This window comes from Streptomyces sp. NPDC054887, assembly GCF_053610585.1.
Map to the genome: position 1 here is coordinate 66,358 of NZ_JBSGYQ010000016.1, position 12,755 is coordinate 79,112.

The following is a 12,755-nucleotide window of genomic DNA, read 5'->3' on the forward strand; positions in this document are numbered from 1 at the left end:
GTTCGACGGGTCCGGCCGTCTTCTGGCAGGTGCGACGGGGAGTGCGTTCCATGGGTACCGGTTATCTCTTCTGTTCCGACCCGCTCGGCGGCCGGCGGACCGACCCAGTCTTCGCCGCGGAGGCGGCGTGCGCGCGGCTCACCGGCGGGGAGGTGGCGCTCCTCGATCACGACGCGCTGCTCGCCGGGGACACGGAGGCGGCGCTCGCCCGCGTGCCGCGCGGCTCGGGGCCGTACTGGTACCGGGGCTGGATGGTCCCGGTCTCCCGGTACGGGGAGCTGGCCCGCGGCCTGCGCGCGCGGGGCTGCGCCCTGCTCACCCCGCCCGCCGGCTTCGGCCGCGCCCACGAACTCCCCGGGTGGTACGACACGTTCGCGGGCCTCACCCCGCGCAGTGTCTGGGCGGCGCTGCCCCCGGGCCGGCCGCCGTCCGCGTCGGAACTCGCCGCGCTCACCGCCCCGCTCGGTCAGGGCGCCGCGGTCGTGAAGGACTACGTGAAGTCGCGCAAGCACGAGTGGGACGCGGCCTGTTACGTCCCCGCGCTCGCCGACACCGCCCGGCTCGCCGCCGTCGTACGCCGCTTCTTCGAGCTCCAGGAGGACTCGCTGGCGGGCGGCCTCGTGGTGCGGGAGTACGAGCCGTTCGTGGCGGGCGGCGAGGCGCGTGTGTGGTGGGTGGACGGTGAGCCCGTCCTCACGACGGCGCACCCCGACTCCCCCGCCGAGCTCCCCGCACCCGACCTCGGCGCGGTACGCCCGGCCGTGCGGGCACTCGGCTGCCGCTGGGTGACGACCGACCTCGCGTTGCGCGAGGACGGGGTGTGGCGGGTGGTGGAGGTTGGCGACGGCCAGGTCAGCGGCCTGCCGGCCGGCGCGGACCCCTCCCCGCTCTTCGACGCGCTGACCCGCGCCGGGAGCCGTGCGGCAGCCGGCGGCGGCCGGAAACCCGATGGGCCCGCCCCCGCCGCATGAGGCACCGCTGCCTCGTGCCCACGCCCTCACGCACACTCGCCCTGTTCCCGTGGGCGGGGCCCGGGCGGTTGGGAGGCCAATGCGGCGTGGGCGAGCGGTCATTAGGCCTGCGACAGCGACGCCGCGCTCGACGTGGTGCTGCGGGCGGCCCGCCCGTTGGCCGAGGCGGGGCCCCGGGACGCGCCACTTCTGCGGCGCGGGCGGCACGCCGTACGGTGAACCGGCTGTCAGCAGCCGCAGTCGTCGGCCGTCAGGGGGGCCGTCAGCGGGTCGGCGTCGCGGCGCTCGCGGCCCCGGTGGGTCTCGACCTCGAAGCCCTCGCGGATCCAGTACTCGATGCCGCCGAGCATCTCCTTGACCGGGAAGCCGAGCTCGGCCAGCGCGAGGGCGGCGCGGGTGGCGCCGTTGCAGCCGGGACCCCAGCAGTACGTGACGACCGGCACGGTCTTGTCCAGGAGCCCCTCGGCACGGGCGGGGATCAGGGCCGTCGGCAGGTGGAGCGCCCCGGGGACGTGCCCCTGGTCCCAGGACTCGGTGGAGCGGGTGTCCACCACCACGAAACCGGGGTCCTCACCGGAGGCCAGGACGGAGGCGACGTCGGACACGTCGGCGTGGAAGGCGAGGCTCGCGCCGAAGTACGCGGCGGCCTCGGCGGGGGCGGCCGGCGGGACGCGCAGTACGGCGTTCGCGCTGGTGGCGGGCGTACGGACGGGGGTGATCGGTGTCGTGGTCATGCACAAGAATCTACGGTGGGTGATCATCGAGCTGAAGTGGGATTCCCCGGCTTCCGTCTTGATCCGCCGGTGGATTCCCTGTTGTCTCGGGGACATGACCGGACATTCACCGGACGCCACGGACTGGCGCATCCTGGAGGCCCTTCAGCGGGAGGGCCGGGCGACGTTCGCCGAACTGGCCCGCACCGTGTCCATGTCGGCGAGCGCCGTGACCGAGCGGGTGCGGCGGCTGGAGGAGGCGGGGGTGATCTCGGGCTACACGGCCGTCGTCGAGCAGGAGCGCCTGGGCATGCCCATCCTGGCTTTCGTTCGGCTGCGCTATCCGCACGGCAACTACAAGCCGTTCCACGACCTGCTCGACGTGACGACCGAGGTGCTCGAAGCGCATCACGTGACGGGCGACGACTGCTTCGTCATGAAGGTCGCGGCGCGTTCGATGCGGCACCTGGAAGAGGTCTCGGGCCGGTTCGGCACGCTCGGCTCGGTCACCACCAGCGTCGTGTACTCCTCGCCGCTGCCGCGGCGCGCGCTCAGCCGCTGACCCCCGCGGTGCGGTGGCGCACCACGGATCCGTGCCGGTCCTTGACGACCTCCAGCTGGGTGGTGACGCGGCGCCGCAGGTCCGCCACGTGGCTGACGATGCCGACGCTGCGGTCGCGTTCGCGCAGGGAGTCGAGTACGTCGAGGACCTCGTCCAGGGTCTGGTCGTCGAGGCTGCCGAAGCCCTCGTCGATGAAGAGCGTGTCCAGCCGCACGCCTCCGGCCTCGTCGGTGACCACGTCGGCGAGCCCGAGCGCGAGGGCGAGCGAGGCGAAGAACGTCTCGCCGCCGGAGAGGGTCGCCGTGTCGCGCTCGATGCCCGTCCAGGCGTCGACGACGTGCAGACCGAGGCCGGAGCGGCCGCGTCCGCCCGACCTGGCGTCGGAGTGCACGAGCGTGTAGCGGCCGGCCGACATGCGCTGGAGGCGGGCGGTGGCGGCGGCCGCGACCTGCTCCAGGCGGGCCGCGAGGACGTACGACTCCAGCCGCATCTTGCGTTCGTTGTCGGCGGAGGTGCCGGCGGTGAGGGAGGCGAGGCGCGCCACGCGCTCGTACTCCTCGCGCAGCGGGCCGAGGCGCCGGGTCTCCTCGGCGGCCTGCCGCGACAGTGCGGCGAGTGCGTCGCGGCGCTCGCGGGCGGCGTCGAGCGCGGACGACGCGTCGAGCAGGGCGCGCTCGGCGGCGTCGAACGCTCGCTGGGCCCGCTCCGGCGCGGCCTCGGGTCGCTCGGCGGCCGCGGCGGTCGCGGACTCGGCCAACCGGTCCGCGACGGCGGCCTGTTCGTGCTGCCACTCGTCGATCCGGCGCTGGAGGTCGCGCTGCTCCGCGTCCCCGAGCAGCGCATCGGCGGCGGCCCGCGGTGTGTCGAATCCGGCGTCGAACGCGGCTGCGGCCAGCCGGTCGTCGGCCTCCTTCAGGCGCTGGGCGGTGGCCTCGACCGCCCGCACCGCCTCGGCGGCCTCACCGAGCAGCCGGACACGGCGCTCCAGCAGCGCGGCGTGCTCGGCGACACTGCGCTCCTCACCACGGGCCTGCGTCAACTCGGCTTCTAGGGACGCCAGTTCGCGGTCGAGCGCTTCGCGCTGCGAGGTGCGGGCGGCGGCCCGGCGCTCGGCCTGTCGCTGGGCGTCGACGCGCAGCGCGTACTCCTGCTCGGCCCGGTCCAGCGCCTCGCGGGCCGCGTGCAGGCCCGCGGCGGTGGCGCGCGCCCGGGTGTGTTCCCGGTCCAGCTCCTCGACGAGGGCGGACAGTTCCCCGACGCCCGCGTCGTGCGAGGCGCCGACGCCGTCCGCCGAGGCGTCACCCGCGGGACGCGGCGCGGCCCCGGGCCCGGTGTTCTGCGCCGGGAGCCCCCGCACGCCGGCGTTGGACCCGCTCACGGGTTCCGCGCCGCCCGGGGAGCCGGCGCCCACCCGCCGGGCGCCCTGCGAACCGGGGCCCCCCATGTCACCGCCGCCGAAGCCGGCGGCCGCCGCGTGCGGGGCCGCGCCGGCGTGCGCGTCGGCCGGGGCGTACCCCGGCGTCCGGTGCGCCACCACGTCGGCGTCGGAGCCCCGCGCCTGGGCACGGGCCGCCGCGTGGCCCTCGCGTACGGCGGCCAGCTCGCTCTCCGCTGCGGCGCGCGCCGCATCCGCCCTGGTGTGGGCCTCGTACGCCGCTTCCTCAGCCGTACGGTCCACCTGGTCCGCCGCCGCGCGGGCCGGCCTGGGGTGCTCGGTGGAGCCGCAGACCGCGCACTGCGCACCGTCGCGCAGGCCGGCCGCCAGCTCGGCGGCGATGCCCCGCAGGCGGCGCTCCTTCAGGTCCAGCCACCTCTCGTGCGCAGCAACGGCCGCTTCGCGCGCCGCTCGCAGCCTGTCCTCGGCGGCGGTGACCTGCCCGGCGAGCGCGTCGCGCCGGCGAGCGGCGTCGAGCCGGCGGCGGGCCGGTTCCAGCCGCCCGGCCAGGTGCTCCGCACGGGCCACCGCGTCGCGCGCCGCCTCGATGCGCTCCTGGCACCGGCGACGGGTCGCGTCCCAGCCGCCCAGCCAGTCGGCGGCGTCCCGCAGCAGTTCCTCGTCGGCCCGGGCCTGACGCTCCAGCGCCGTCCGCTCCCTGACGATCTCCTCCCCGCGCCGCTCCGCCCTGCGGGCCGCTTCGAGGCCGCCGAGTTCCTGCCGCAGCCGCCGCTCCAGCGCGGCGAGCCGCTCGGCGCCCGCGTCGGCGAGGTCCGGCGGCAGTTCGGTCCGTGCGCGCTCGTGGGCGGAACTCGCCGCGCGGTGCTCCCGCTCGGCGTCGTCGCGCAGGGACAGGGCCGGGGCGACGCGCTCGGCCCGGCGGGCGCGGTCGTGCCGTTCGCGCAGCCGCTCGTACTCGGGGCGACGCGCCTCCAGTGCGTCGGCGCGGCGTCGGGCGTCCGCGTAACGCCGTTGGAGGGCGGCCAGTTCGCGTTCGGCGTCCAGGGTGCGCCGGGCAGCGTCGCGGCGGCTGCCGGCCGCCGCGACGGCCGACTCCGCGATGTCGAGGCGCTCGTACGCGCCGCCGCGCGCGACCGCGGCCCACTCCCGTACGGCTCCGGCGAGCCCGGGGTCGCCCGGCTGCGCGTCCGGCAGCGGCCAGGCGCGCGCGTCCGCGCTGTCGCCCGCCGCCTGCGCCATCCGCTGCGCCACGGCGAGCAGCCGCTCGTCGCCCGCGCGCACCCGCTGCTCCGCCGAGCGCCGCAGTTCGGCGAGACGGTCCTCGACGGCGGCGAAACGGCGGGTGTCGAAGAGGCGGCCGAGGAGCTTGCCGCGCGCCTCGGCGTCGGCGCGCAGGAAGCGCGCGAAGTCGCCCTGCGGCAGCAGCACCACCTGGCAGAACTGCTCGCGGCTCATGCCGAGGAGCTGGGTGACCTCCTCACCGATCTCCTGGTGGGAGCGGCTGAGCGCCTTCCACCCGGTGTCGTGCCGGTGCTCGCGCAGCCAGCTCTGCGCCTTCTCCGTGGTGAAACCGGCGCCCTTCTTCTTGGGGCGCGGCTGCGCGGGCCGACGGGTGATCTCCAGGCGGCGTCCGCCCACGGTGAGTTCGAGCCGCACCTCGGTCGGCAGGTCGTGCGGGGCGTGGTCGCTGCGCAGTGAGGCTCCGGGGCTCTGCCGGGCGCCGGGCACGGCCCCGTACAGGGCGTAGCAGACGGCGTCCAGGACGGACGTCTTGCCCGCGCCGGTCGGCCCGTGCAGCAGAAAGATCCCGGCGGAGCCGAGCGCGTCGAAGTCGACGCGCTGGGTGGCGCCGAAGGGACCGAAGGCCGTGATGTCCAGGGCGTGCAGCCTCACCGGGCGACCTCGCGGGCCGTGTCGTCCACCCGTACGTCGTCGAACGCGCCGTACAGGACGGAGCGTTCCCGTTCGTCCGGTCCGCTGCCGCCGCGCACATGGGCCACGAAGTCCTCGGCGATCTGCTGGTCGTCGCGCCCCTTGAGCCGCTGGGCGTACGAGGCCCGTGGGTCGTCGGGGGCGCGCTCGGGGTCGAAGACCAGGCTGATGGTGTGCGGGAAGCGCGCGCTGAGCCGTGCCATGGGTTCCGCCGGGCGGACGGGATCGGTGAGCGTCGCCTCGATCCAGGACTCCTCGTGCCGTTCCAGCGCGGGGTCCTCGACGAGTTCGTCCAGCCGGCCGCGGATGCGCGCGACCCGCCTCGGCACGGGGCAGTCGAGCCGCTGCGCCTCGATCTCCCCGCCGGGTCCGAGGTCGATCAGCCACATCGTCTTGCGGTGGTCGGCCTCCGAGAAGGAGTACGCGAGCGGGGAGCCCGAGTACCGCACCCGGTCGGTGAGGGCCTGGGAGCCGTGGAGGTGGCCGAGCGCCACGTAGTCGACGCCGTCGAAGACGCCGGCGGGTACGGAGGCCACGCCGCCGATCGTGATGTCGCGCTCACTGTCGCTCGGTTCGCCGCCCGCGACGAAGGCGTGCGCGAGAACGACCGACCGGGTGCCCGCGGGCCGCCCGGCGAGGTCGTCCCGTACGCGCTCCATCGCAGCGCCGATGACCGCTTCGTGTCCGACCCGGGAGACCTTGAACTCGTCGCGCACGAGAGCGGGCTCCAGGTAGGGCAGACCGTAGAAGGCGACGTCGCCGTGCGCGTCGCGCAGTACGACGGGCGTCGCACAACCGGCGGGGTCGGTCCGCAGATGGATTCCGGCCCGGTCGATGAGCCCGGCGCCGACGCCGAGACGGCGGGCCGAGTCGTGATTGCCGGAGATCATGACCGTCGGCACGCCGGCGGCGGCCAGCCGGTGCAGGGCCCGGTCGAAGAGTTCGACGGCGGCGAGCGGCGGCACCGCCCTGTCGTACACGTCACCCGCCACCAGTACGGCTTCGACGTCCCGCTCGCGGACCGTCGCCACCAGGTGGTCGAGGAAGGCGGCCTGGGCGTCGAGCAGGTTCACCCGGTGGAAGGACCGCCCCAGATGCCAGTCGGAGGTGTGCAGGATCCTCACGTGACGGCTCCGACCCGCATGCGCACTTCCTCCGCCCCCTTGGTCCGCTCCGGTCGCACCGGATCGCCGCGGACCTGAATGTCAGCTCGGACCACGTTAGCGCCGTCCGGCACCCCGCTTACCACGGACCTCGGTTTTCGCCGGGGCGCTCAGACGTGGCCGTACGCCCGGCCGGTTCACCGGACGCGCAGGAGCCGCCGTACGCCAGGCCGGTTCGCGGCGGGCTCAGGCGTCGCCGTACGCCTCGCCGCCGACCTCGCACCGCGCGCTGCCCGCCGTGGTGTCGGCCAGCCACGCGCGGAAGGGCTCGACGTCCGCCTCGGGCAGGCCGACCTCGATCACGACCGCCTCGGCGTACCGCACGTCGCGCACCGCGCGCCCTGTCGCCCGCAGGTCGTTCTCCAGCTTTCCGGCACGCTGGTGGTCGACGGTGACGGTCACGAGCCGGAACCGCTGCCGGACGATCGTGCCGACGGCGTCCAGCGCTTCGCCGACCACACCCCCGTACGCCCTGATGAGCCCGCCCGCGCCGAGCTTCACACCGCCGTAGTAGCGGGTGACGACGGCGACGGTGTACCGGACCTCGCGGCGCATCAGCATCTGGAGCATGGGGACGCCGGCCGTGCCGCCGGGCTCGCCGTCGTCGCTCGCCTTCTGTACGGAGGCGTCCGCGCCGATGACGTACGCGAAGCAGTTGTGCGACGCCGTCGGGTGTTCCCTGCGGACGCGCGCGACGAAGTCCTGCGCCTCCCGTTCGGTCGCCGCGGGCGCGAGCGCGCACAGGAAGCGCGATCGGTTGATCTCGGCTTCGTGCACGCCCGCGCGGGCGACGGTCCGGTACTGCTCCTGCATTCGGCCCACCCTATGCGCAGGCCGTGGGAGCGTTACTTCCGGAGCAGCAGGGTCGCGCCCGCGACCAGCAGGCCGACGGCCACGGCGGCGGCTCCGTACGCCGGGCGGTGCTCGCGCAGGCCGGGCAGGAAGCGGTCGGCGGCGTAGCGGCCGGGTCCGGTCAGCGTGAGCGCCGCGGCGGCCGCCGTGAGGAGTACCTCGTACTCCACGCCCGCGGGGGCGAAGAAGCCGCCGCCCCACTTCACCGCCAGCACGTTGACCATGGTGCCGAGGACGGCCGCGCCGGCCAGCGGGGTGAGCAGGCCCAGCGCGAGGCCGAGGCCGCCCAGGGTCTCGGTGAGACCGGCCACGACGGCCAGCGCCTCGCCCGCCGGGTAGCCGCTCGCGGTGAAGAACTGCCCTGTCCCCTCCAGCCCGCCGCCGCCGAACCAGCCGAAGAGCTTCTGCGCGCCGTGCGCGGCCATGGTGAGGCCGAGGGCGAGGCGGAGCACGAGGAGGCCGGCGTCGTAGCCGCGGAGCGAGGACGTGCGGCCGGCTGCGGCGCCGCTGACGGCGGGTACGCCGAGGGTGCTGGTGGGGGGAGTCATGTGAGGGGCTCTCTCCTGTTGCCTGAATGGGGCCGGTGGCGTGTTACTTGAAACTTCAAGTCACAGGTGGCGACGATACACATCAGTACAACGTTGAACAACAACGCGCCCGTGAACGGCACGTGCGCCTTCCGGGGAATGACAACGCGACGGGAATGACAACGCGACACCGTCTGTTGGTCACGGTCAGCGACTCTTCGACCTCAGGAGGCAGGGCGTGTACGGCGACCCGGCAACGATCCGCAAGATCCTCACGCAGTCCGGCGACACGTGGGCGGTCGTGGGCCTTTCCGGCAACCGGGCCCGGGCGGCGTACGGCGTCGCGGAGGTCCTCCAGCGCTACGGCAAGCGCGTGGTGCCGGTGCACCCCAAGGCCGAGACGGTCCACGGCGAACAGGGGTACGCCTCTCTGGCCGACATCCCGTTCCCCGTCGACGTCGTGGACGTGTTCGTCAACAGCGACCTGGCGGGCGGCGTCGCGGACGAGGCGACGGCGGTGGGCGCGAAGGCGGTGTGGTTCCAGCTCGGGGTGATCGACGAGGCGGCGTACGAGCGCACGCGCGCGGCCGGCCTCGACATGGTCATGGACCGCTGCCCGGCGATCGAGATTCCCCGCATCGGCTGAGGCCGCCACGGGGCGGCCCGGCCGCTCACTCGGCGGCGGTCTCCGCCTCCAGCTCGGCCAGCGCCACGAGCTGCTCCGGCGTGACGCCGTCCGGGATCGGTACGGGCGCGGGCGTCCGCAGCGGCGGCTGCCAGCCCTTCACCGCGTCCCAGCTGCGTACGACGCGGGCGGGCGCACCGGCCACCACCGCGTGGTCGGGCACCTCGCCCCGTACGACCGCGCCCGCGGCGACGACGACGTTGCGGCCGAGGCGGGCGCCCGGGAGTATCACGGCGCCCGTGCCGATCCAGCAGCCGGGGCCTATCTCCACCGGCGCGGTGCGCGGCCACTGCTTGCCGACGGGGACGGCCGGATCGTCGTAACTGTGGTTCGTGGACGTGACGTACACGTAGGGGCCGAAGTAGCAGTCGTTCGCGATGGTCACCGCGGTGTCGGCGATGACGTGGCTGCCCCGGCCGAGGACCACGCCGTCGCCCAGGCGCAGGATGGGGTCGGGGCCGAGGTCGAGGCCCGGCATCATGCCGGCCGTCAGCGTGACCTGTTCGCCGATGATGCAGTGGGCGCCGAGGTGGATCCACCCCTCGCCGAACACGGTCCCCTGCGGGAAGGCGAGCTTCGTACCGGCGCCGATCGCACCGAAGCGCAGCCGCCCCGGGGTCTCGGCACTGACCGCACCGGCCCGCTGCACCCAGCGCCAGCCGCCGTGCACGGCGCCGGTCACCAGGCGGCGGCGCCAGGCGGCGAACGCGGTCAACGGTGAGAACGTGTTTCTGTTCTTCGGCACCCGCTCACGGTAGTCGGCCGCGCGCGGGGCGCCCGTCGCGGCGGCTGTGACGTTCGCCCCACCCGGCATCCCCGGAGCGGAGGGCGTCGCTTACGGTTCCCCTGGCGCGACCGACAGCAGCGAAGCACCGAGGAGCACGCGATGGCAGAGCAGGCTTTGATCACCGGCGTGGGCGGCAAGGAGCCGCACATCGACCCGTCGGCCTTCGCCGCGCCCACGTCCGTCGTGATCGGGGACGTCACCCTGGGCGCGGGCGCCAGCGTCTGGTACCACACCGTGCTGCGCGCCGACTGCGGCCCGATCGTCCTCGGCGCCGACAGCAACATCCAGGACAACTGCACCGTGCACGTCGACCCCGGCTTCCCCGTGACGGTCGGCGACCGCGTCTCGGTCGGCCACAACGCCGTGCTGCACGGCTGCACCGTCGAGGACGACGTACTGGTCGGCATGGGCGCCACGGTGCTCAACGGCGCGCACATCGGCGCCGGCTCGCTGATCGCCGCGCAGGCGCTCGTGCCCCAGGGCATGCGAGTGCCCCCGGGCTCGCTGGTCGCCGGCGTACCCGCCAAGGTGAAGCGGGAGCTGACGGACGAGGAGCGCGAGGGCATCAGGCTGAACGCCGCGATGTACCTGGAGCTGGCGAAGGGGCACCGCGAGGCGCACGCCGGCTAGCGGCGGGGAGCCGTCAGTCGGTGGCCGCCGCCGCGACCTTCTCGGGTGCGGCGGCCTCGTCCCGCGCCTGCGCCTCCGCCAGCGCGGCGGCCTTCTTCGCGCGGTTCTTGAGCACGAGCATCGAGGTGAGGCCGAAGAGCAGGGCGACCACCAGGCCCAGCCACGAGAAGCGCTTGAGCCACGCCTCGGCGACCACGCCCACCGAGTAGATGACGGCGGTGGTGCCGCCCGCCCACAGGATGCCGCCGAAGACGTTGGCGATCAGGAACTTCCAGTACGGCATCCGCAGCACGCCCGCGAGCGGCCCGGCGAAGATGCGCAGCAGCGCCACGAAGCGGCCGAAGAAGACGGCCCACATGCCCCACTTCTCGAACGAGCGCTCCGCCATGGCGATGTTCGACTCGCTGAAGTGCTTGGGGAACTTGCGGCCCAGCTTCGCCAGCAGCGGCCTGCCGCCCTTGCGGCCGATCGCGTACCCGATCGAGTCGCCGATGATCGCGCCGGCCGTGGCGCAGGCGCCGAGGACGTACGGATCGATGTCGCCGTGCTGCGAGGCGAGCAGGGCCGAGCTGACGAGAACGATCTCGCCCGGCAGCGGAATGCCCAGACTCTCCAGCCCGATGACGACCCCCACCAGGAGGTAAATGCTGACCGCGGGGATGGTCTCGAGCCACTCCGTGATGTGCAACGCCGAATCCTGTCGTCGAAAAGGTGCGGCTGCCCGCCGTGCGCCCCCGTGGCACACGGCGGGCAGCCTACCCGCACCTCGTCGTGGCGTGACGGCGTGCGGGAGGTCGCACCCGTCACACGGGGAGGCGGATCAGCTGTTGGGGCGCAGGGTCCAGACGACCGTCATCTCGCCCGTCACCGCTCCGTCCTCACGCCGGATGGCTATCTCGACGGGGAACTCGGGGCGCTGTCCGGCGTCGAGCTCCGCCACCACGTCCGCCACCGGGCGGCCGAGCGTCGCGGTCGCGGTGACCTCGCCCATGGCGAGCTTCTTGTACCCGATCTCGGCCCTGACGGCGAGCGGCACGGCGCGCCCCAGCTGGTCGCCGAAGGCGGCGATGACGATGGCGCCGCTCGCCGACTCGGCGAGGGTGAACATGGCGCCGGCGTGCGGGCCGCCCACGTGGTTGTGGTAGTCGGCCTGGTCGGGCAGGCGGACCACGGCGCGTTCCGGGGTGGTCTCGAGGAACTCGAGGTTGAGGGTACGGGCCATGGGAACCGTCGCGACGAGCATCTCGCCGACGGACATCTGATCTGCGCTCATGGGACGCGATGTTACCCACCAGTAGGCTACGTTGGCCATCCCTCCGGGGGCGGACGTCGCAGGGGCGGGCGCAGCCCTCTATCGTTACCGGTCATGTGGCCAGGACAGCAGCCGCCCGGGGGCGAGCAGAACCCGCAGGACGCGCACCAGAACCCGTACCGGCAGCCTGGCGGTCAGCAGCCGTACCCCCAGCAGGGGCAGCCACCGGCGGGGCAGCCGTACCCGGGACACCCGCAGAGCGGGCAGCAGCCGGGATACGGTCAGCCGGGTCACCCTCAGCCCGGGCACCACCAGCCGGGGTATCAGCAGCCCGGCCCCTACCCGCAGCAGCCGGCCGCGCCGCAGTACGCCCCGCCCGGCATGCCGCCGGGAGGCAGCCCGGACGGCAGCCGCAGGAGGAAGACCGTCCTCGCCGTCGTCGTGGCCACCGCGGTCGTCGCCGCGGCCGTCGTCACCGCCGTGGTGGTCATGGGCGGCGACGACAAGGGCGACGCCCCCCGCGCCGGCGGCGGAGGTTCTTCCGCGCCGCCGTCCCCCACGAAGGAGGCACCCTCCCCTCCCGCCTCCGCCACCGAGAATCCGCGCGGCGGCTCGGTCGAGGGGGCCAAGCCGACGATTCCCGGCTGGAAGGTCGTCACCAACCCGAAGTACGGCACCGCCTTCGACGTACCGCCCGAGTGGGAGGTGAAGTCGCCCGGTCTGACGGTCAGTTTCTCGGACGACGAGGACAAGCCGCTCATCTCCATGTCGTCCCCGGCGTACTTCAAGAGCGGCTGGTGCGGCAAGAACACGATCCTCGGCGCGGCCGGGACCCGTGGTGCGAACGGGGCGAGCAAGACGGGCCCCGAGGCCGAGAACGTGGCCGCCGCGTGGGTCTTCGGCGGGTACGACCAGAAGGAGACCGGCACGGTCAAGGTCTCCAAGGCGACGCCCTACACCTCGGGATCGGGGCTCAGGGGCAGCGTCTCCGTGGCCACCGTCACGGGCGTCAAGAAGGCGACCAAGTGTGACACCGACGGCAAGTCGATCGCCTTCGCCTTCGAGAACGCCAACGGTGACTTCGCCGTGTGGAGCCTGTTCACCTCGAAGGGCGTCAAGGACGAGCTGCCCGAGGCGACCGTCAAGCGGATCCTCGGCACGGTCCGGCTGGCCGGCTGATCCCGGCCCGGCCGCTCGTCCCGGCCGGTTCGCTCGTCCCGCCTCTCCGCTGGTCACGGCGGGTCCGGCCGGTTCCGGCCGGTCCGCCGCCCGGCCGGTTTGGCAA

13 protein-coding genes are annotated in these 12,755 nt (G+C 74.2%); 5 read left to right on the top strand and 8 right to left on the bottom strand.

Translation table 11 applies throughout. From position 1 onward, the window contains the following. Positions 1-50: 50 nt before the first annotated feature. The gene (locus tag ACWGH0_RS12110) at positions 51-971 is read left to right on the top strand and encodes an ATP-grasp domain-containing protein (protein WP_453404065.1); all 921 of its coding nucleotides are present in this window, start codon (positions 51-53) and stop codon (positions 969-971) included. 227 nt (positions 972-1,198) lie between these two features. Here the strand turns inward: ACWGH0_RS12110 and ACWGH0_RS12115 are convergent, their stop codons facing one another. Further along, positions 1,199-1,705 carry a rhodanese-like domain-containing protein gene (locus ACWGH0_RS12115; protein ID WP_453404066.1) on the bottom strand — a complete coding sequence of 169 codons (507 nt, stop codon included), beginning with the start codon at positions 1,703-1,705 and terminating at the stop codon, positions 1,199-1,201. A 94-nt stretch (positions 1,706-1,799) separates the two neighbouring features. Here ACWGH0_RS12115 and ACWGH0_RS12120 point away from each other — a divergent pair, with 94 nt between their 5' ends. Then, positions 1,800-2,246 carry an Lrp/AsnC family transcriptional regulator gene (locus ACWGH0_RS12120; RefSeq protein WP_453404067.1) on the top strand — a complete coding sequence of 149 codons (447 nt, stop codon included), beginning with the start codon at positions 1,800-1,802 and terminating at the stop codon, positions 2,244-2,246. On the opposite strand, the gene ACWGH0_RS12125 is transcribed toward ACWGH0_RS12120, so the two are convergent. The 4 genes from ACWGH0_RS12125 to ACWGH0_RS12140 all read right to left on the bottom strand — a co-directional run bounded on the left by ACWGH0_RS12125 (position 2,236) and on the right by ACWGH0_RS12140 (position 8,137). Continuing rightward, on the bottom strand, positions 2,236-5,535 hold the full coding sequence (locus tag ACWGH0_RS12125) for an AAA family ATPase (protein WP_453404068.1): 3,300 nt from the start codon (positions 5,533-5,535) through the stop codon (positions 2,236-2,238). The two genes, ACWGH0_RS12120 and ACWGH0_RS12125, sit on opposite strands and share 11 nt — an antisense overlap. Then, positions 5,532-6,698, bottom strand: a complete 1,167-nt coding sequence (locus tag ACWGH0_RS12130; RefSeq protein ID WP_453404069.1) for an exonuclease SbcCD subunit D — start codon at positions 6,696-6,698, stop codon at positions 5,532-5,534. The genes ACWGH0_RS12125 and ACWGH0_RS12130 overlap by 4 nt, the downstream gene beginning before the upstream one ends. A 225-nt stretch (positions 6,699-6,923) precedes the next feature. Then, on the bottom strand, positions 6,924-7,550 hold the full coding sequence (locus tag ACWGH0_RS12135; RefSeq protein WP_453404070.1) for a YigZ family protein: 627 nt from the start codon (positions 7,548-7,550) through the stop codon (positions 6,924-6,926). Positions 7,551-7,582: 32 nt separating this feature from the next. Beyond that, positions 7,583-8,137, bottom strand: coding sequence for a DoxX family membrane protein (locus tag ACWGH0_RS12140; RefSeq protein ID WP_453404071.1), 555 nt, complete (start codon positions 8,135-8,137; stop codon positions 7,583-7,585). A gap of 217 nt (positions 8,138-8,354) precedes the next feature. On the opposite strand from ACWGH0_RS12140, the gene ACWGH0_RS12145 reads away from it, so the two are divergent. After that, complete coding sequence (locus ACWGH0_RS12145) at positions 8,355-8,762, top strand: CoA-binding protein (RefSeq protein WP_453404072.1); 408 nt, start codon at positions 8,355-8,357, stop codon at positions 8,760-8,762. 25 nt (positions 8,763-8,787) lie between these two features. Here ACWGH0_RS12145 and ACWGH0_RS12150 read toward each other — a convergent pair whose 3' ends face one another. Then, on the bottom strand, positions 8,788-9,615 hold the full coding sequence (locus ACWGH0_RS12150; RefSeq protein WP_453404073.1) for an acyltransferase: 828 nt from the start codon (positions 9,613-9,615) through the stop codon (positions 8,788-8,790). A gap of 72 nt (positions 9,616-9,687) precedes the next feature. Here ACWGH0_RS12150 and ACWGH0_RS12155 point away from each other — a divergent pair, with 72 nt between their 5' ends. After that, a complete protein-coding gene (locus ACWGH0_RS12155) occupies positions 9,688-10,218 on the top strand; it encodes a gamma carbonic anhydrase family protein (protein WP_453404074.1) in 531 nt (176 codons plus the stop codon). A gap of 13 nt (positions 10,219-10,231) precedes the next feature. Here ACWGH0_RS12155 and ACWGH0_RS12160 read toward each other — a convergent pair whose 3' ends face one another. Beyond that, the gene (locus ACWGH0_RS12160) at positions 10,232-10,906 is read right to left on the bottom strand and encodes a DedA family protein (protein WP_453404075.1); all 675 of its coding nucleotides are present in this window, start codon (positions 10,904-10,906) and stop codon (positions 10,232-10,234) included. Positions 10,907-11,038: 132 nt separating this feature from the next. Further along, positions 11,039-11,476: a DUF4442 domain-containing protein gene (locus ACWGH0_RS12165; protein ID WP_453404125.1), complete on the bottom strand. Its 438-nt coding sequence runs from the start codon at positions 11,474-11,476 to the stop codon at positions 11,039-11,041. Between the two features lie 108 nt (positions 11,477-11,584). On the opposite strand from ACWGH0_RS12165, the gene ACWGH0_RS12170 reads away from it, so the two are divergent. After that, positions 11,585-12,649, top strand: a complete 1,065-nt coding sequence (locus ACWGH0_RS12170) for a hypothetical protein (protein ID WP_453404076.1) — start codon at positions 11,585-11,587, stop codon at positions 12,647-12,649. The last annotated feature ends 106 nt before the right edge of the window (positions 12,650-12,755 follow it).

Coding starts and splice junctions, on each gene's coding strand:
- ACWGH0_RS12170 (WP_453404076.1), top strand. CDS start 11,585: ATGTGGCCAGGACAGCAGCCGCCCGGGGGCGAGCAGAACCCGCAGGAC.
- ACWGH0_RS12155 (WP_453404074.1), top strand. CDS start 9,688: ATGGCAGAGCAGGCTTTGATCACCGGCGTGGGCGGCAAGGAGCCGCAC.
- ACWGH0_RS12150 (WP_453404073.1), bottom strand. CDS start 9,615: ATGCCGGGTGGGGCGAACGTCACAGCCGCCGCGACGGGCGCCCCGCGC.
- ACWGH0_RS12140 (WP_453404071.1), bottom strand. CDS start 8,137: ATGACTCCCCCCACCAGCACCCTCGGCGTACCCGCCGTCAGCGGCGCC.
- ACWGH0_RS12120 (WP_453404067.1), top strand. CDS start 1,800: ATGACCGGACATTCACCGGACGCCACGGACTGGCGCATCCTGGAGGCC.
- ACWGH0_RS12115 (WP_453404066.1), bottom strand. CDS start 1,705: ATGACCACGACACCGATCACCCCCGTCCGTACGCCCGCCACCAGCGCG.
- ACWGH0_RS12110 (WP_453404065.1), top strand. CDS start 51: ATGGGTACCGGTTATCTCTTCTGTTCCGACCCGCTCGGCGGCCGGCGG.
- ACWGH0_RS12165 (WP_453404125.1), bottom strand. CDS start 11,476: ATGTCCGTCGGCGAGATGCTCGTCGCGACGGTTCCCATGGCCCGTACC.
- ACWGH0_RS12135 (WP_453404070.1), bottom strand. CDS start 7,550: ATGCAGGAGCAGTACCGGACCGTCGCCCGCGCGGGCGTGCACGAAGCC.